The following is a 17,495-nucleotide window of genomic DNA, read 5'->3' on the forward strand; positions in this document are numbered from 1 at the left end:
CAACGAACTAAGATAACTTTTCTTATTTAAACACTCTTGAGGTGCCCGGTGCAACTAAGTCGTTATATTGACCATACTCTTTTGAAACCTGAAGCGCAGTTAGCGCAAATCGAAAAGCTTTGTGCAGAAGCCAAAGAACACGGCTTTTTCAGTGTTTGTGTAAATACCTCTTACGTCCCTGCGTGTGCGGAACTTCTTAAAGGCTCTTCCGTCAAAGTTTGCTGCGTTGTCGGCTTTCCTTTGGGAACAATGGATACGGAAAGCAAAGCTTTTGAAACTTCAACGGCCATCAAAAACGGCGCAGGCGAAATCGATATGGTGATCCATGTTGGTGCTTTAAAAGACCGTCGCTTAGACTATGTGCGAGACGATATCAAAGCCGTTGTGAAAGCCGCGCAAGGTCGCACGGTGAAAGTGATCATCGAGACGTCTCTTTTAAATAACGACGATAAAGTGTTGGCATGCAAAGCCGCGATGGAAGCCGGGGCTCACTTCGTAAAAACATCCACAGGATTTGGTGGCGGTGGCGCGACGGTTGATGACGTCAAACTGATGAAATCAGTTGTTGGTGATGCACTGGAAGTGAAAGCCTCTGGCGGTATTAAGGATATCGCTCAAGCCAAAGCGATGATTGATGCCGGCGCAACTCGCCTAGGCACAAGCTCTGGAATCATTATTGTTCAGGGCGGAACCGTTCAAGGAGGTTACTAATGGCATTTCTTCCAGCAGAAATTATTAAAGCGAAACGTAACGGTCGCGAACTCTCCTACGATGAGATCAACGAATTTATTCTGGGATATGCGCGCGGTCAGATTCCTGATTATCAAATGTCGGCGCTTTTGATGGCGACCTTTTTTAAAGGCATGACGACGGAAGAAACTCTGTCGCTTACGAAAGCCATGCTTCACTCTGGTGAAGTTGTGGATTTTTCTTCCGTGCCGGGATTTAAAGTCGATAAACACTCTACAGGTGGCGTGGGCGATAAGACCAGCTTGATTCTAGGTCCGATCGTTGCCGCTGCTGGCGTGCCCGTCCCGATGATTTCAGGTCGCGGCTTAGGCCATACCGGAGGAACGTTAGATAAGCTTGAATCTATTCCTGGATTCAATACACAAAAATCTTTGCCTGAATTCGTGGAGCTGGTTCGCAAACATGCGATTTGCTTTATCGGTCAAACAAAAGAAATCTGCCCTGCGGATAAAAAGATCTATGCACTTCGTGATGTGACAGCGACGGTGGAAAGTCTTCCGCTGATTTGTGCTTCGATCATGTCTAAGAAATTGGCCGAAGGCATTGATGGCCTGGTGCTGGACGTGAAGTTTGGTTCTGGCGCCTTCATGAAAACTCCCGCCTTAGCAGAAGAACTCGCTTTGAATTTAATGGCTATTGCTAAAGGCTACGGTAAGAAAGTAACTTCTTTACTGACAAACATGGATCAGCCTTTAGGTCGCTTTGCCGGCAATTCTTTGGAAGTCGAAGAATGCGTTGCGATTATGAAGAACGAAAAATTCATCGGGCCCGGCGGATACGATCTTTATGAGGATACGCGCGAACTCAGCCTTCAACTTTCAGCACACATGCTTCTTTTAGCAGGAGTTGGCCGCACGGCTGAAGAATCTTATAAGATCGCTTCTGACATGCTGACATCCGGTAAAGCGATGGCGAAGTTTGAAGAACTCTGTGGAATACATGGTGGAAATCTTAAAGCCCTTCCGAAGCCCCAACACAAAATGATCATTACAGCTGAAAAAGATGGTTATGTTCACGGCTTCCATACAGAAAGCATTGGTATTGCGGGCATTATAATTAAAGCCGGTCGCGCGCAGACGACGGACGTAATTGCGCCTACAGCCGGGATAGAGTTTCACGTTAAAGTGGGTGACGAAGTCAAAGCGGGCGAAGCTGTCTTCACGTTGCATGGCGATGATAAGGATCTATTGCAGTCAGCAGTTCCTCTGTTGAAATCGGCGATTAATATTTCCTTGCCAAAAATTGCAAAGCCTAGTTTGATACTGAAGACTTTGAGCTAATACTCAAGGGACGCAGAGGAGAAAATTTTGGTATTAAATAAGCTTCAAGAAACCATCACCTATATCCGTACTAAAACTTCGGCAAAACCGAAGATCGGTGTTGTTTTAGGTTCAGGCCTTGGCGCTTTTGTGAAGGATGTGGAAGTTGAAATCACACTTCCTTACAAAGACATCCCGCACTTTTCTCCTCCGACAGTGGAAGGCCACTCCGGAAATTTGATTTTCGGTAAGGTGAACGGTCAGCAGATTGTGATTCTTCAAGGTCGTAATCACTATTACGAAGGACACAGCATGGAAAGTGTTGTGTTCCCTACTCGTACACTAGCGATGTTGGGCATTGAAACTTTGATCCTGACAAACTCTGCCGGTGGTTTTGGTGAAAACATGCAAGCAGGTGACTTCATGATTATTGAAGATCACATCAACTTGATGGGCACGAATCCACTCATGGGACCGAACATTAAAGAACTGGGTCCTCGCTTTCCTGATATGACCGAAGCTTATGACAAGCGCTTGATCTCCATCATGGAGCAAGTTTTATTAAAGCAAGGCACACGCTTTCACAAAGGCGTTTACTGCGGCGTGAGTGGTCCTACTTATGAAACACCTTCTGAAGTTCGTTACTTAAAACTGATTGGCGGTAAAGCTGTCGGCATGAGTACGGTTCCAGAAACAATTGCGGCGAATCACTTAGGTCTTCGTGTGGCGGCTTTAAGCTGCATCACGAATTTGGCAGCAGGAATTTCTTCGCAAAAACTTTCGCACGATGAAGTGACTGAGACTGCAAAACGTGTCGAAATTCAGTTTTTATCTTTCCTAAAAGAATTTATCGGACAGATCTAAATCAGGTCTTATTTCCCCATAAAACATGAGGCTTCTTAATGTCATTGTTCTGTGACTGAGAAGCCGTAATTTTTCAGCACTAGGCTTAGCATTAGATCCTTGGGTCCAGGTCCAGTTTAAACCGTTCTAGCCTCAAATTAAGACATATAATTACCGAAGAGCTAACCGATTGGGCCAACCGATTGCGTCTCACTAATAGGGACCAGGATGGCCCGCACAGGGAGTGAACATGGATGTTCAAAAAATTCTCTCGGCGGTTGTCTGCATCTTCGTATTAGCATCTTGTGGCAACAAATCGCCTAGCACCGTATTTCCAGAAAATGGAGCGATGGACTCGAGCGCATGCACGGGCCAAGCAATCCAGAATAAATTCATCGTCCAATGGGAAGATGGAAAATTTACGGTGGAACAGGCCGCAAACGCTGATGAATTTACGAAAAATTTTATCGAGCCACAGCTAGAGAAGATCCGCTATGTGGAGTTCGACCGTCAAATTCAAACATCTAAAACTGATGGAATTCAAGCCAATGCCTATTCCGATAGTTGGGGGCAGACAAAGATAGGTGCGCCTTCTTTGTGGGCTCAAGGTATTCAAGGACAAAATGTTAAAATCGCGGTTGTTGATGCGTTCGTCGACACAAGCCATCCGCAAATCAAACCGCGTATTGCTGTGAACACGGCAGAGATTCCGAATAATGGCAAAGACGATGACGGAAACGGTATTGTTGATGACTATTATGGAGCTTCGTTTGTCTCTATTCCAAATAACAATCCAACACCAAGCTCGCATGGAACTCATGTGGCAGGTATTATTGCAGCGGACGAACGCTATGGCTCTGTCCAAGGCGTCGCTCCTCGGGCGCAATTGATTCCTGCGCAATTCATTGCCAATGATGGTGGTGGTTCGTTAGGTGATGCGGTTCTTGCTTTGCAATACTCTGCTTCGCGTGGAGCTAAAATCATCAATGCAAGTTGGGGTGGCGCTCCGTGTGTGGCTTCTCTAAGAAATGCTTTTGTTGAACTTCAAGGTAAAGGGATTTTGGTTATCGTTGCCGCTGGTAATGATGGACGCGATGTCGATGTTTACCCTGAGTTCCCGGCTTCATTCGGATTAGCGAATCAAATCACAGTGGCTGCTTCTTCCGTGTCAGATTTTATGACTTCATGGTCGAACAGTGGATTTAATCTTGTTCACGTGGCCGCTCCTGGTGAAAGAATTTTAAGTACGGTTCCAGGCAACTCGACAGCTTATATGGATGGTACAAGTATGGCGGCTCCAATGGTTTCGGGTGCAGCCGCCCTTTTATGGAGTGCTCGTCCGACCGCTTCCGCGCTGCAAATTAAAGAGTCTATTTTGCAGTCCGTCGACGTCGTTCCAGGACACGAATTTAAAGTAAAAACTCAAGGACGCATTAACGTACAAAAGGCGTTCGAAGTCTTAAAGCAGTTAGTTCCATAAATTCAATAACATAGCCTCAATCGCGCGTCGCATAAATAGTAGGCGGCGCGTCTCTAGTTTTAAGGTGATTCCTAACAACCTCATGATAAATTGGTCCCTTGTTTTTAAAGGGGTCATCCCTTCATAAAAAGGAATCATATGAGCACAGAAATTTCATCTGGCATTCAAGCTCGCCTGAACGATCTTGAAAAACGTAATGAAGCTGCAATGGCCGGTGGTGGCGCTGCACGTATTGCGAAACACAAACAAGGTGGACGTCTTACTGCCCGCGAAAGAGTCGATGTTCTTGTCGATCCAGGCAGCTTTGTAGAGATGGACCGTTTTGTTACTCACCGTTGTACTAACTTCGGTATGGATAAAACTGTTGTTCCTGGTGACGGCGTTATCACGGGCTACGGTCGCATCAACGGCAAACTCGTTTATGTCTCTTCTCAAGATTTCACTGTTATCGGTGGATCTATGTCGCGCACTCAAGCCAATAAAATCTGTAAAGTGATGGATTTGGCGATGAAAAACGGCGCGCCTTTTATTTCTATCAATGACTCTGGTGGCGCTCGTATCCAAGAAGGTATTGAATCCTTGGGTGGTTACGCGGACATTTTCACTCGCAACACAATGGCTTCTGGATTGATCCCACAAATCACGGCGATCATGGGCCCATGTGCGGGTGGTGCGGTTTACTCCCCTTCTATTACTGACTTTGTCTTCATGGTGAAAAACACAAGCTACATGTTTGTGACAGGTCCCGACGTTATCAAGACCGTGACTCATGAAGAAGTGACGAAAGAAGATTTGGGAGGAGCCACAACTCACTCTGCGAAATCAGGTGTGGCTCACTTCGCGGCGGAAGATGACAAGCACTGCTTGTTGTTGATTCGTGAATTAATGAACTTCCTTCCTTCCAACAACTTGGACGATGCTCCGGTTCTTCCGACGAATGATCGTCCGGACCGCGTGACAGAATCTTTGAATACATTGATTCCAGAAAATCCAAAAAAACCTTACGACATGCTAGGTGTTATCACTGAATGTGTGGATGAAGGTTACTTCCTTGAAGTTCATAAGCATTTCGCGCAAAACGTGATCGTGGGTTTTGCACGTTTCAACGGACGCCCAGTGGGTATCGTTGCAAACCAACCGAACGTACTTGCAGGTTGCTTGAATATCGAAGCTTCTCGTAAAGCGGCTCGTTTTATCCGCTTCTGTGATGCTTTCAACATTCCAATCGTTTCTTTCGTCGACGTTCCGGGCTTCCTGCCAGGTAAAGACCAAGAATGGAATGGCATCATCACTCACGGTGCAAAGCTTCTTTACGCTTATGCAGAAGCCACTGTGCCTAAGATCACTATCATCACTCGTAAAGCTTACGGTGGTGCTTACATCGTCATGGGTTCTAAACTTCTTCGTTCTGACGTGAATCTTGCTTACCCATCTGCGGAAATCGCGGTAATGGGTGCTGAAGGTGCCGTTAGCATCATCAGCCGCGAAGAGATCTCGAAAGCCAAAGATCCTGTCGCAGAGAAAGCTCGCCTGACAGCAGAGTACGAAGCGAAGTTCAGCAATCCATATGTTTCTGCGGAACTTGGGTACACAGATGAAGTGATCGAGCCCGCAATGACTCGTAAACGCATCATTGATTCACTAGAGATGTTGAAACATAAACGCGACATCATGCCGGCTAAAAAGCACGGAAATATTCCTCTTTAATCAGAGGGTGAAGGAAGCTTTATATGGCATTATTTAAAAAAATCCTGATTGCGAACCGTGGGGAAATCGCCATCCGCATCACTCGCGCTTGTCGTGAGTTGGGTATCGGATCTGTGGCGGTCTTCTCTGATGCGGATCGTGACAGTCTTCATGTTTTCTTGGCGGATGAGGCTTATCACATTGGGCCTTCTCCTTCGAAAGAAAGCTATTTGAACTACAAAAAAATCATCGAAGTAGCAAAACAAGCTGGCGTGGACGCTATTCACCCGGGTTACGGTTTTCTTTCTGAAAACACCGTCTTTGCAAAAGCTTTGGAAGAAGCGGGCATCACTTTCATCGGACCTACGGTTTCTAATATTGAATCCATGGGTGATAAGCTTTCCGCAAAAGCCTTGATGAAAAAAGCCGGTGTTCCAACGGTTCCAGGCAGCGATGGTGGGGTTGAGACTGTCGAGCAGGCGCAAGCTATTGCTGAAAAAATCGGTCTACCTGTAATCATCAAAGCCTCTGCCGGTGGTGGTGGTAAAGGGATGCGTGTTGTTCGTAAGATGGATGAGCTTGAAAGCGCATTCCGCGCTTGCCGCTCTGAAGGTCAGAACTATTTCGCCGATCCAACAGTGTACATTGAAAAATTCATCAACGATCCAAAACACATTGAAATTCAAGTGTTCGGCGATAAACACGGAAACCATGTTCACTTGTTTGAACGTGAGTGCTCAGTTCAACGTCGTCACCAAAAGATCATTGAAGAATGTCCATCCCCTTCTGTGCCGAACGACGTTCGTTTGCGTATGGGTGATGCGGCTGTTCGTGCGGCTAAGCAAATCAATTACGTGGGTGCGGGAACTATCGAATTCATTTTCGATAATACGACCAAAGAATTCTACTTCATGGAGATGAACACTCGTCTTCAAGTGGAACATCCGATCACGGAAATCGTGACTGGCTTTGACTTGGTGAAAGAGCAGATCAATGTAGCGGCCGGCAGACCTCTTTCTTTCAAACAGGAAGATATCAAACAAAAAGGTCACGCGATCGAAGCGCGTATCTGTGCTGAAGATCCTATTACGTATAAACCTCACCCTGGTGTGATTCGCGCGTGTCGCCATCCACAGGGTCCGTTCATGCGTGTGGATTCTTACGCGTATCCTGGTTACGAAGTTCCTATCTTCTATGACCCGATGATCGCGAAAGTTATCACTTGGGGTGATAAACGTGACGAAGCTATCGATAGAATGCAGCGCGCGTTGTCGGAGTTTGTTCTAACCGGAATTAAAACCAACATCGTTCTTCATAAAACGATCTTGGATCATCCGAAATTCCGCGATGGATCTTATACGACTCAGTTTATTGAAAAGAACTTTGAAGTGATCGAACCACAGCTCTTTAAAGAAGTTGAAGATCCTGTGTTTTTGATTGCGGCGGCTATCACTGCTTACAATGACCGTAAATCCAAAGATGTTCGTCAGTTGAACCTGACTTCAAACTGGAAACGCGTCGGTCGTAAACTTCAATTAAGGACGTAACATGTATTTTGAAGCAGAACTTAACGGCAAAAAATATAAAGTCGACGTGACCGAACAGCGCTCTACTTGGAAAGTTTCTTTACAAGAAGAAGGCAAAAACTGGCTTCACTACGACATTTCAAAACGTGACTTTAAAGAGGCCGAGCAATACATCAGCTTCCTTTTTGAAGGAAAATCTTACTTGATTGACGTGATCGGGCAAGACACTGAATACACTGTGTTTACTCGTAACTCATTCCGTACAATCAAAGTCTTCAATGATGAAATGCTTCTGCATGAATCTTTGAAAAAAGGCGGCAATTTCGGCGCAGATCAAGAGCTGAAATCCGGCATGCCTGGTAAGATCATCGAGATCTTTGCCAAAGAAGGCGAAATCGTTAAAGCCAATAAACCGCTTCTTATTATGGAAGCAATGAAAATGGAAAACGAAATGCGTGCCACTCGCGACGTGAAGATCAAAGAAATCAAAGTTAAACAAGGCGACTCGGTTGAATCCGGGGCCGTGTTGATTAAGTTTGAAGAGCCTTAGGGCTTAAAGAAAAAGGGGCTGATGAAGCCCCTTTTTTATTTCCGAATTAGATACCGCTTATTTTGTACCGCTGGATTTTTTCTCTTTTGGTGCGGGGCTTGCGGGGTTCCCCATCATTCCGCCAGCATTCATGCCGCCGGTTGCGCCCATCATAGCACCTGTACCGCCACCGCCGATCATCATACCCATTCCACCACCGTATATGCCCATTCCTGGATACATTTGGCCGCCCATCGCGCAGGCTGTGATGAAACCAGAGACGTCCATGTTGCCGCCGATTTCTTGTTTGGGTTTTCCTGCCCATTCAAACGTTGCGAAAGATTTTCCTTCTTTAGCTAGTTCCTTTTTTCTTTGGTCAAAAGCCATTTGTGCTGAAGCAATCAAGCCCACACACTGACTTGCGTTCTGACTACCAATTTGTTTCATCATCGGTTCGATTTTTGAGCAAAAGTCTTTGTCGTAAGTAACTTTTGCTTCCACTTTTTTATCGTCCGGCATTTGATACATCAGACTTTGCTTGATATCGCACTCTGAACCTTTACGCTCAAAAGCAGTTTCGGTGGCCTTTGTGATTGGGAGGTTCCAGCCATTCTTCTTAGCTTCTTCGCGGTATTTCTTTTGTTCGGTGATATCGAATTCTTTATTAACCGAAACGATTTTTCCGTCCTGTCTTTTAACGTGAATCACGCGTTGCACGGTTTCAAACTCAGGCTTTCCCATACCTGTGCCCATTTTCATTTGTTTCGTTTTATAAACAATCGTTTCTACGCCATCTTTGTTGCTTCGAGAAACAACGTTTTCAGGGCGCAAAACTTGGGTCGCCCCGTTCGCATCGAAATAAAGTGAAGCGCCATCAGCATCCATTCCATAGGTGAAGTCTTGTACGGCACCGTTGGCCGCCATCACACATTTATCGCCAAAGTAACCCACTGCAGTTGCTTGAGCCGAGCTCGCAAGCATGACAAGGCCAAAGACAGTTTTAAACATTGATCCTCCATGAAAGTTCCGGTGATTTTTATAAAAATACGAACTTATTTAGGATAATTCGAAACCTGTAGTTCCACAGTCCCGAACCCTAAAAACTGGACTCTAAAGTGTTTCGCTCAAAAAATTAGGGCTTAATGCGCGCGACAATTCGGCAACTCGAAAGCTCGACCACTTGTTTAACGGTTTTTTGTTGGCCACAAGCAAGAACGTATTTTGGACACGCTTGGTTTTCTTCGTAATAGCAGATCTGCCCCTGACGCTGTTTTGCGTGCCAGTTAATACGATAGCGGGGATCAGTGGAAGTCGGGGCCTGACTTAACCACACCTTTCCATTTTCTTGAAAGACATATCCTTCTACCTTCGTGTTCTTAGCGAAAACAGAAGCCGAAAATAGCAATATCGAAGTAAGGATTAATGGCCTCATCGTACCCCCGACTTACTTTTTTCACGATTGGAGCTTTGTTCGTTTATTTTCTCAGATCCCATTTGCGCGATTTCTTCAAGTCGCGCCCAAGATTTTTCGGAAGCCCCTGCTGCGAACTTTTCTATACATCGAGCTTCTTCAGAATAAAAATCTTCGTGTGGCTTAATCATCTCGCAATAGCTTGCAATGGGTTTTGAATTGATCGTAAAAGCCAGATAAGTATCAACCGCATTTTTTCCTACATGCTGCTTGAAGCAATCTTGTCTTCGTTGTGACTCTTTAAATGTTTGTTCGGCGCTAGCTAGCGCGGGAATGGGACGAGCACATTTATTGATGACATGTCTTGGATTTAGCGAAGTTTTCGACCAATCCATAAATACCGTTTCCATATAGGCAGCTTTTCCTTGAGCACATGCCGATGGGGCCGGTTTCTGATCGCAGGCCTTTAAGTCTTTAGTTAAATCTTCAATTTTTCTTTTCTTATACTCTTCAAATCCCGCTTCATCGTTAATGGCATAAAGTTCTTCTAAACGAGTGCGTATTTCTGCTTTACGCAACTCTGAAGCTTCGTCATCACTTTCGCGATAGAAATCCATCTCCCCTTGAAGATTTTCAATCATACGTGGGAGGTCAGTTTCCATATTTCCGCCTTGAATCAAGGCCTTCAGCTGTTCAATGGCGGCTGCTTCAAAAGTGGATCGGTTCTTTTTAAGCTCGTTCTTTTCGGTCTCCACCATTTCCTTTTTACTGCAACCCGTTTTATTTTTTAAATCATTGAGGTATTTCAAGTTCGAAGTGTTCTGCGACAGAAGGTTTTTAATAATCTTCGCTCGCTTCTCGCTGATTCTTAGTGAAGAATTTTCTTTCGAATCACGACACCAATTTTCGACAAACGCCTGAGCCTGACTGCGTGGCAATGAGAATACTGCCGGGCTAGTGAATGGAAATTGCGCTGGATGTCCCATCTGTATTTTTTTATAGTCTTCGCTAGCTTTTAAGAAAGCCTCTTCATAACTGCTGCCTTGATCAAGCGCACGCTGAAAAAATACTGGAAAGTCATGAGCCATGACTTCGTCTCCGGCTACTTTCATGGTCCAAGCTTTTAAGTCCGATCTTGTGGAGGCAAAGGCTTGTGTCTTAGGAAGGTCGGAAAGAGTTTCAGGTATCCTGCCACTATAGCAGTTCAGTGCATAGACCGTAGTTTCTGCTTGTGGGTTGTTTTTTTGAAATACTTGAAGGCTCTTTTTAAGATCTTGGACTTCAATGGATTTTTTATAATCTGTATTAATGCCGTCTGAAACTGCTAGGTAATACTTGTCATCCTTTACGATCCCATGGCCTAAAAATTCAACATGAAGTGAATCCACGTTCTTTAAATGTTTTAAGCTTTTTTCAAAATTAGATTTCTCTGCTTTGGTTTTCGCCGCGGGAGAAAGACGTACGATTTTATAGCCGTAGGTTTCATAGAATTTAATCGCGGATGCTTCTCGTTCTTTTAAAACTGGATGAGAATCTCCGACAAAAAGCACGGCCACCTTGTCGCCAGCAAATGAGGAAACGCACCAGAATATCAGCAGTATCGAAACAATAGATTTCATCCCTTTTAGAATATCGAAGGGAGATAGTGTAAGGAATAGGGCACCTCAAAGAACTGGTCTAGGTGCCCTTCTTTTTATCTATGGGATCTTGAGCTTCGGACAACGTTTTTGGATAAACGTCAGCATCGCTTTGTCATTGTACTTAAGATAGATGTCGCCGTCGCTTGTGTACTTAAAGAGCTCTGAGTTCTTCACGGAACATGACATGTTGTTCACATCTCTAAAAACAGAATTGGCGTTTGAATTGGATGTTGGAGGAGAACCTAGTTTAAATCCACCGTCCAGTATAATCCCTTGGAAGTTTGTGATTTCAATGCCACCGCGGTTGGAGGGCTCGACATAATCAGCTACCACAACATTTGCGCGCGTGATGCTTTTTAAACGAGCTTTCTTGGATTCAAACACGAATTTGTCGCCCGTCACGTGGGTGACGATCAACTCTCGCGTGTCGTCTTTCCATTCGTAGGAAAACGCTTCTGTATTTCTTGGGAAAAGATAGAATTCACGAGCCCCCGTTGTTTGGGATTCGTCACCTGGCCCAAATGAGTTAAAGACCATGAACATGCCTTCTGAAGTGAAAAGATGGTCACGATAGATCAAGTCTTTCCATGCGTCGTCTGGCGTGACAGAGAAAAAACACTCTCCATTTCCTGACAACATTTGTTGGATTTTTGTACCATCACGGCGTTCAGCGATATCTGGGCAGCTTGCCTGATCCGCAGCGTGGGCTATTCCTACAGATAAAATAAGACTTAACAAGAATGACATGGATCCCCCTGGAAATAGCTGACCTTATGGCGGAACACTTGTCAATTTGACGGACGACGGGTCCTGAAAATCTATTCGCGCTCGTTCACTCTCTCAGTGAACTCTCGCTTCTTTTCAAAGACGCCTACGATAATCACAGCGATTTCAAAAAGCACCCACATAGGTGCAAGCATCATCACCATGCTTAAGAGATCAGGAGGTGTAATAATGGCCGCGATCACGGCGATAGTCATTACCGCATAACGACGGTTCTTACGGAGGAAAGCCTGGGAAACAATGCCCAACATGCCAAGCACCACGATGACCAATGGCAACTCAAACGCCACACCGAACATCAAACACATTTGCGTGAAAAAGCCCATGTACTGATCGATGGAAATCATGGGTTTATCGACATCGCCTCCAAAGTGCATCAGGAATTCAAACGCCATTGGTAAAGCGATGTAGTATGAAAAGGCGGCACCCAAAACAAAAAGGACCGTCCCAGAGACGATAAAACCTAAAGTGTACTTACGTTCTTTAGAGTAAAGACCCGGCGCTACAAAAAGCCAAACTTGATGAAGCCAGAAAGGACACGAAATCAAGATACCACAGACAAAGGCCAGCTTCAGATGCGCGATGAATTTGTCTAACGGACCCGTGTAGATCAGACCGCCACCTGGCAGATATGGCGCAATGGGTGCGCGCACGAAATTAAAAATCTGATCGCTGAAGCCGTAACAAATCCCCGTTGCAATCACCAAAATAAAAGCACAATTGATCAGACGCTTACGCAAATCAGCCAAATGCTCATACAACGATTGCGCTCGTGAATCTAATTCTTCGCTTCTCATGAGGGTTTGTGCTCTTTATCTTCGGTGTTTTTTTGTTCAGTAAGTTCCATCTGTTGAGGATCGGAAGCTTCTTCACTGACAGCAGGATGATGATCGTAAGATGGTGGCTGAGATTGTTTCTTAGGCGGCTCGTTGAAATCAATGCGATCAAAACGCGCTTGTTGTTTTAGGTCTTCACCCAAAATATTCGTGCTGCGTTTAAGCTCGTTGATAAAACGACCCAGGGTGCGAGCTAACTCTGGAAGCTCTTTCGGCCCAATCACGATAAGGGCCAATACACCAAGGAAAATGAGTTCTGACATGCCTAAGCCAAACATGGCGTCAGCATAGTGGAATCAGCCTTGCTTGCCAAGCTTTACTTGGTCTTGCGGCAGAGTCAAAACACCCATTTCAACGAGTTTTTCACGCGCCAGTTCCGACCCGGTTCGCATATAGCGGTCATAGAGGCGAAGAATACTTTCATCGCTCTTAATGAATGAGTGATGGCTGATATATGTGAGTACGTCCACGAAATCCAAAAACTGTCTTGAGAACGTATTGTAAACTTTGGCCAAAGTATCTTCGCGCGTGCAGTGAGCCAGCGACGCGTAAGCAGCTCCACCGATTTCCGCATAGTAATCCACATCCACTATTTTACGTGAAAGGGAGTCTCCAAAAAAACCGCTGATGTAAAGAGTGCGATCACCTAGTTTTCTAAGTAATTCGGTTTTAGTTACAGCATCAGAGTTCTGTGCTGTTAAATACATTTCAGCCAGTGTTGTGGGATTCTTCTGTCCGGCTTCGTTGGCGTATTCGCTTTCAAAAAGATTGCGAGCATCCAAGTAGTGCTGCAGAAGATTTACAAGATAGCTTTCCACCAAAGGAAAGGTTTGAATCTTTCTTTGGCTTAAACCCTTTTGGACCATTTCTTGGAAATAGCCCTCAGGACTTACAAAAAGTTCTACTGAGTCGGTCGAACGCTTTTCCCTCATACCTAAGAGTTTAACAAAACTGAGGGGGGATACGGTTAATTGTTTTTTTGTATTCTAGGCCTAGGTCTCAGAATGTCTCAATTTGAAACACCTTCACGGCACGCCCGTTGAATTCTTGGTTTTAGAAGCCTTATTGAATTTCTATAAGGCAAGGAGCCCGCTTTGAAGCCCCTTCTTCTGGCTATAGTTTTGTCATCGATCGGCGCATTTTGTGCTGATCCTGCATTTGCGCAAAAGTGCTCAAGCATTTTTTCTTCGCAATATGCTTTAGATGGCAAGGTGGAGGTGGACGCTCGCGCTCTTCATAGTACAAAAACAGCGGACGAATACGCACAAACTATCACGGAAATTAACTCCTTAATTGCGCCTTTAGAAATCCCACAGCAAGTAAAAGTGTCCGTAGGCATGGCCTTTAAGTTTTCACACTTCAACGCGGGGGATTTTTCCGTTTACATAGGCATACGCCCTGACTCTATGGGAAAGATGCATCCTAAAGTAAATCAAACGACGATGGCTCACGAATATGGGCACGCCATCTTTGAGTACAATCTTATAAAGGATCTGGAAAGCTACAAGTCCCTGCGTTACAAGGCTATTCACTTAGAGGCTCAGGTTGAAGCCGCCGCTCGAGAGTCTAAGAATCTTGTATATCGTTCCGACGTCACTTTTGATAAAAAGAAAAAACAAGAGCTTCAGTGGCAGGCAATTGAAAAAATGCTGGAGTCAAAATCTTTAAAAAAAGAATTCAAAGCCTTTCAACGCTATTGGATTATCCGCACCGCTTTTCATGAACTCTTTGCCGATGCGGTGGCTTTGACATACACGCGAGACCCCAAAAGTATTGCGAAGCTTTTAAAATCAAAAGAAGAATCCAATAAAGAATTTAGCTCTAATGAAATTATTCTGCGCGACTTCACCGATGGTCGCCATCACCGTAACGAACAGACGTGGAAGAAAGAACATCCTTTCTATACAGAGTTCGCGGCGGATGTTTACTACTCATTCTTACCGGCTCGATGGGAACTTTGGAATATAGCAAAAAATAAAATCGACAGTGAGAACTATCGAAAAGAGCTTCCTTATAAAGTCTTTTCAATCCTTGAACGAAATCTATCTGAATCTTTGGCGCTCAGCCCGGAAACTGTGGGTCCCACGGGCCTTAAAGATATTCAGCGCATGAACGGTCAAATCATCGAAGACTTCAGACGCGAACTATAGTTCAACGTCTGAAGGTCCTACAAGACTGATGACGGACGGCTGAGAGAAGATCTTTTGTGCAAGCTTTTGCACATCTTCTGGCGTCACCGCGAAATACTTATCTGCAACATCCAATGTGTCTTTGTAATCAAGACCATAAATATCATCGAATAAAAGAGCATTACAGATAGTGCTCTTTCTTTGTAATTCGATATCGTGACGTCCGATCAAGTATCTTTGTGCACGTCCCAACTCTTCCTCGCTGATTTTAGTATCAGCCAGTTTTTGGAATTCGGCTTTCAACATCTGGATGGCTTTTTCTGATTTTTCTGGCGAGCATCCTATATATCCACCGAAATATCCACATTCTAAACCTTCCATGTGCATTGGCGAAACGGAATAGGCCAAAGAATTTTTATCACGAAGTTCGATAAAGAGTCTTCCGCCTTGACCGCTCAAAATGGATTGAATGATTTCAAGTGTGAAGCGGTTCGGATCTTTCAATGTCAGACCACGATAGCCGACAATGATATGGCTTTGTTCTTTTTTTAGCTGCTGATAAAGCTTTTTTCCTTCTTTAAGTTCCGCAATAGGAAACTTGTTAGCAATTCTTTCGCCTTTCGGAAAAAGCTTCGTAATTTCCTCAAGCTTGTTCACCCATTTATCTTTATTCACATCACCCACCACACAGAAAGTCAGATTTTTTGCGTGGGCAATTTTCTTATAATATGCCATCAGGTGTTCAGAATTAATGGCATTGATAGAGGCTTCCGTTCCGATCATATCGCGTGCGTAAGGGTGTCCTTTAAAAATTTCCTGGAGGAAGCTAAGAACACAAAGCTGAGCGGGGTTGTCGTTACGGGCCTTGATCTGATTTTTGATAACAACTTTTTCCCGTTCAAGAATATCTTGCGGGAAAAGCGGATGTAAAAGGGAGTCGGCATAGATCTCAAGCATTTTGTCTTCGAAGGGAGAAAGATAATCCATCGAAAGACCGGCGGAATTTCTGCCGCCGAAGGCACCCAAGCCTGCGGCCAGTTCATCCACCTTTAAGTTGATATCATCTTCTGTAAAATTCTTTGATCCCGAAAGCCAGTTGCGAGAAAAAAGCTCCGTCAACCCGGTCTGGTTTTCGTTTTCAACACGCGTACCTCCCAAAAAGGCCGCTTTCATTGCCACATAAGGAGTGTCCTTTTGATCACGGATCAAAAGTGTCGCACCCGAAGACAATGTGATTTTTTCAGTTTCAGGAGTGTGTTTAACTGCACCCACATTGATATTAAATTTTTTCGCCTTAAACTTCATGGTGTCTTTAGAAAGTTTTGCGCCCTGCAAAGCTTTCTTTAAATCCTTCGCAAAAGATTTAAGAATCTGCTCCGCCTCTTTCTTGTCCATGTTCGTCATCAGGGAAAGGCCGAAGTTATCAGGCTTAAAATATTTTTTTGCGACTTTCTGAATGTCCTCAGGTTTTAGCGCGTAAATTTCCTTCATGTATTTACGGTAGTAGTCATGATCGTTGTAATAGAACTCATTACTACCCGCTTTTCTTGCAATATTATCCACAGTCTCCATAGAATAAACTTCGTGGCTCGCAAAATTCGTAATGGCCTTTTGCATTTCTGCGGATGTCGGCGGCTCTTCGATCAACTTCACCAGCTCTGGCGTGACTTTTGTTAAAGCCTTCGCCAGATTTTCTTTCTCAAGATTAAACGAAACCGCAAAAAGTCCATCATCTTGCATAGAATAACTGAAGGAACCGACAGAGTTTGTTAGTGGTTCACGAATACGCAAGCTTTGCATAAGGCGGCAAGAGTCCCCTTGCCCCAGAATCGCCGACAGAACTTCAAGCGCGGCGATATCTTTGTGTTTTACACTGGGAATACGCCACGTCAAATACCCGGTTGTTTGCTCAAATTTCGTCTGCTCAACTTTAATGCGAATGGCTTTTTGTACAGGTTCTTTCGTGCGCGCTACTTTTTTGAGTTTGTAAGGCGCAAAGGCCCCGAAAAGCTCTTCAACTTTTTTCTTCATCTCTTTGGACTCGAAATCACCTGCCACCACCAGGAACATATTCGAAGGAACGTAGCGGCTGTGATAGTATTGAAGGATTTTTTTCGGTGAAACGCCGTTAACGACCTTGTCGTAACCAATCACGGGGCGGCCATAAGGATGTTTTTTAAAGACATTTGTGAATAACAATTGGCTGGCACGACGGCCCGGGCTGTCTTGCCCACGTTTGATCTCTTCAATAACCACTTCTCGTTCATTGTCGATTTCTTTGGGGTCGAAAGTGGGAAATCCCATCATTTCGCTGATCACGTCTAAAGCGACGTCAGAAAATTGCTTGGAAATGGTAACGTAGAAGACAGTTTGGTCAAATGAGGTGTAGGCGTTAAGCTCCCCGCCAGAGCCTTCCACGGTGGCGGCGATTTCACCGACATTGTACTTGCGAGTGCCTTTGAACACCAAATGCTCGATGAAATGTGAAAGACCCTCTTCACCCTTTTTTTCATCCGCAGAGCCCGTTTTCACCCACATTTGAACTGAGACCACAGGTGACTTATGACTCTCTAAGAAAAGGACTTTCATACCGTTTTTTAGTTGAAATTTTTTAGACATACTC

16 protein-coding genes are annotated in these 17,495 nt (G+C 44.7%); 8 read left to right on the top strand and 8 right to left on the bottom strand.

Annotated features, from left to right (window positions below; genetic code table 11):
• Window positions 1-48: 48 nt before the first annotated feature.
• The 7 genes from deoC to ACLWBD_RS17425 all read left to right on the top strand — a co-directional run bounded on the left by deoC (window position 49) and on the right by ACLWBD_RS17425 (window position 8,094).
• Window positions 49-711 (top strand): deoxyribose-phosphate aldolase, encoded by a 663-nt coding sequence (gene deoC / locus ACLWBD_RS17395; RefSeq protein ID WP_063205666.1) that lies wholly within the window; start codon window positions 49-51, stop codon window positions 709-711.
• On the top strand, window positions 711-2,030 hold the full coding sequence (locus ACLWBD_RS17400) for a thymidine phosphorylase (RefSeq protein ID WP_063205667.1): 1,320 nt from the start codon (window positions 711-713) through the stop codon (window positions 2,028-2,030). The genes deoC and ACLWBD_RS17400 overlap by 1 nt, the downstream gene beginning before the upstream one ends.
• Before the next feature lie 27 nt (window positions 2,031-2,057).
• A complete protein-coding gene (locus ACLWBD_RS17405; RefSeq protein ID WP_063205669.1) occupies window positions 2,058-2,873 on the top strand; it encodes a purine-nucleoside phosphorylase in 816 nt (271 codons plus the stop codon).
• A gap of 229 nt (window positions 2,874-3,102) precedes the next feature.
• Complete coding sequence (locus ACLWBD_RS17410; RefSeq protein WP_413569110.1) at window positions 3,103-4,332, top strand: S8 family peptidase; 1,230 nt, start codon at window positions 3,103-3,105, stop codon at window positions 4,330-4,332.
• A gap of 138 nt (window positions 4,333-4,470) precedes the next feature.
• Window positions 4,471-6,039 carry an acyl-CoA carboxylase subunit beta gene (locus ACLWBD_RS17415; protein WP_413569111.1) on the top strand — a complete coding sequence of 523 codons (1,569 nt, stop codon included), beginning with the start codon at window positions 4,471-4,473 and terminating at the stop codon, window positions 6,037-6,039.
• Between the two features lie 23 nt (window positions 6,040-6,062).
• Window positions 6,063-7,565, top strand: a complete 1,503-nt coding sequence (gene accC, locus ACLWBD_RS17420; protein WP_063205674.1) for an acetyl-CoA carboxylase biotin carboxylase subunit — start codon at window positions 6,063-6,065, stop codon at window positions 7,563-7,565.
• A 1-nt stretch (window position 7,566) separates the two neighbouring features.
• On the top strand, window positions 7,567-8,094 hold the full coding sequence (locus ACLWBD_RS17425) for an acetyl-CoA carboxylase biotin carboxyl carrier protein subunit (RefSeq protein ID WP_063205676.1): 528 nt from the start codon (window positions 7,567-7,569) through the stop codon (window positions 8,092-8,094).
• A 57-nt stretch (window positions 8,095-8,151) separates the two neighbouring features.
• On the opposite strand, the gene ACLWBD_RS17430 is transcribed toward ACLWBD_RS17425, so the two are convergent.
• The 7 genes from ACLWBD_RS17430 to ACLWBD_RS17460 form a co-directional block, all read right to left on the bottom strand.
• The gene (locus tag ACLWBD_RS17430; RefSeq protein ID WP_413569112.1) at window positions 8,152-9,081 is read right to left on the bottom strand and encodes a hypothetical protein; all 930 of its coding nucleotides are present in this window, start codon (window positions 9,079-9,081) and stop codon (window positions 8,152-8,154) included.
• 124 nt (window positions 9,082-9,205) lie between these two features.
• A complete protein-coding gene (locus ACLWBD_RS17435; RefSeq protein ID WP_413569113.1) occupies window positions 9,206-9,505 on the bottom strand; it encodes a hypothetical protein in 300 nt (99 codons plus the stop codon).
• Window positions 9,502-11,103 carry a hypothetical protein gene (locus ACLWBD_RS17440; protein WP_413569114.1) on the bottom strand — a complete coding sequence of 534 codons (1,602 nt, stop codon included), beginning with the start codon at window positions 11,101-11,103 and terminating at the stop codon, window positions 9,502-9,504. The genes ACLWBD_RS17435 and ACLWBD_RS17440 overlap by 4 nt, the downstream gene beginning before the upstream one ends.
• 78 nt (window positions 11,104-11,181) lie before the next feature.
• Window positions 11,182-11,871 (bottom strand): hypothetical protein, encoded by a 690-nt coding sequence (locus ACLWBD_RS17445; protein ID WP_413569115.1) that lies wholly within the window; start codon window positions 11,869-11,871, stop codon window positions 11,182-11,184.
• 71 nt (window positions 11,872-11,942) lie between these two features.
• Window positions 11,943-12,704: a twin-arginine translocase subunit TatC gene (gene tatC, locus ACLWBD_RS17450; RefSeq protein WP_413569116.1), complete on the bottom strand. Its 762-nt coding sequence runs from the start codon at window positions 12,702-12,704 to the stop codon at window positions 11,943-11,945.
• Entirely contained in the window at window positions 12,701-13,021 is a 321-nt protein-coding gene (locus ACLWBD_RS17455) for a twin-arginine translocase TatA/TatE family subunit (protein WP_413569117.1), read from the bottom strand. Before ACLWBD_RS17455 ends, tatC begins: the two co-directional genes overlap by 4 nt.
• A gap of 18 nt (window positions 13,022-13,039) precedes the next feature.
• Window positions 13,040-13,675, bottom strand: a complete 636-nt coding sequence (locus tag ACLWBD_RS17460; protein ID WP_063205689.1) for a hypothetical protein — start codon at window positions 13,673-13,675, stop codon at window positions 13,040-13,042.
• A gap of 162 nt (window positions 13,676-13,837) precedes the next feature.
• On the opposite strand from ACLWBD_RS17460, the gene ACLWBD_RS17465 reads away from it, so the two are divergent.
• A complete protein-coding gene (locus ACLWBD_RS17465; RefSeq protein ID WP_413569118.1) occupies window positions 13,838-14,893 on the top strand; it encodes a hypothetical protein in 1,056 nt (351 codons plus the stop codon).
• Here the strand turns inward: ACLWBD_RS17465 and ACLWBD_RS17470 are convergent.
• The gene (locus ACLWBD_RS17470; RefSeq protein ID WP_413569119.1) at window positions 14,888-17,491 is read right to left on the bottom strand and encodes a M16 family metallopeptidase; all 2,604 of its coding nucleotides are present in this window, start codon (window positions 17,489-17,491) and stop codon (window positions 14,888-14,890) included. The genes ACLWBD_RS17465 and ACLWBD_RS17470 overlap by 6 nt on opposite strands.
• Window positions 17,492-17,495 lie beyond the last annotated feature (4 nt).

The sequence above is a fragment of the Bdellovibrio sp. HCB117 genome (assembly GCF_047305915.1).
Classification (GTDB): Bacteria; Bdellovibrionota; Bdellovibrionia; order Bdellovibrionales; family Bdellovibrionaceae; genus Bdellovibrio; species Bdellovibrio bacteriovorus_B.

Bases quoted from the DNA above. Each gene is read 5' to 3' on its own strand.
- ACLWBD_RS17400 (WP_063205667.1), top strand. From the start codon at position 711: ATGGCATTTCTTCCAGCAGAAATTATTAAAGCGAAACGTAACGGTCGC.
- ACLWBD_RS17410 (WP_413569110.1), top strand. From the start codon at position 3,103: ATGGATGTTCAAAAAATTCTCTCGGCGGTTGTCTGCATCTTCGTATTA.
- ACLWBD_RS17415 (WP_413569111.1), top strand. From the start codon at position 4,471: ATGAGCACAGAAATTTCATCTGGCATTCAAGCTCGCCTGAACGATCTT.
- accC (WP_063205674.1), top strand. From the start codon at position 6,063: ATGGCATTATTTAAAAAAATCCTGATTGCGAACCGTGGGGAAATCGCC.
- ACLWBD_RS17425 (WP_063205676.1), top strand. From the start codon at position 7,567: ATGTATTTTGAAGCAGAACTTAACGGCAAAAAATATAAAGTCGACGTG.
- ACLWBD_RS17430 (WP_413569112.1), bottom strand. From the start codon at position 9,081: ATGTTTAAAACTGTCTTTGGCCTTGTCATGCTTGCGAGCTCGGCTCAA.
- ACLWBD_RS17435 (WP_413569113.1), bottom strand. From the start codon at position 9,505: ATGAGGCCATTAATCCTTACTTCGATATTGCTATTTTCGGCTTCTGTT.
- ACLWBD_RS17440 (WP_413569114.1), bottom strand. From the start codon at position 11,103: ATGAAATCTATTGTTTCGATACTGCTGATATTCTGGTGCGTTTCCTCA.
- ACLWBD_RS17445 (WP_413569115.1), bottom strand. From the start codon at position 11,871: ATGTCATTCTTGTTAAGTCTTATTTTATCTGTAGGAATAGCCCACGCT.
- tatC (WP_413569116.1), bottom strand. From the start codon at position 12,704: ATGAGAAGCGAAGAATTAGATTCACGAGCGCAATCGTTGTATGAGCAT.
- ACLWBD_RS17455 (WP_413569117.1), bottom strand. From the start codon at position 13,021: ATGTTTGGCTTAGGCATGTCAGAACTCATTTTCCTTGGTGTATTGGCC.
- ACLWBD_RS17460 (WP_063205689.1), bottom strand. From the start codon at position 13,675: ATGAGGGAAAAGCGTTCGACCGACTCAGTAGAACTTTTTGTAAGTCCT.
- ACLWBD_RS17470 (WP_413569119.1), bottom strand. From the start codon at position 17,491: ATGTCTAAAAAATTTCAACTAAAAAACGGTATGAAAGTCCTTTTCTTA.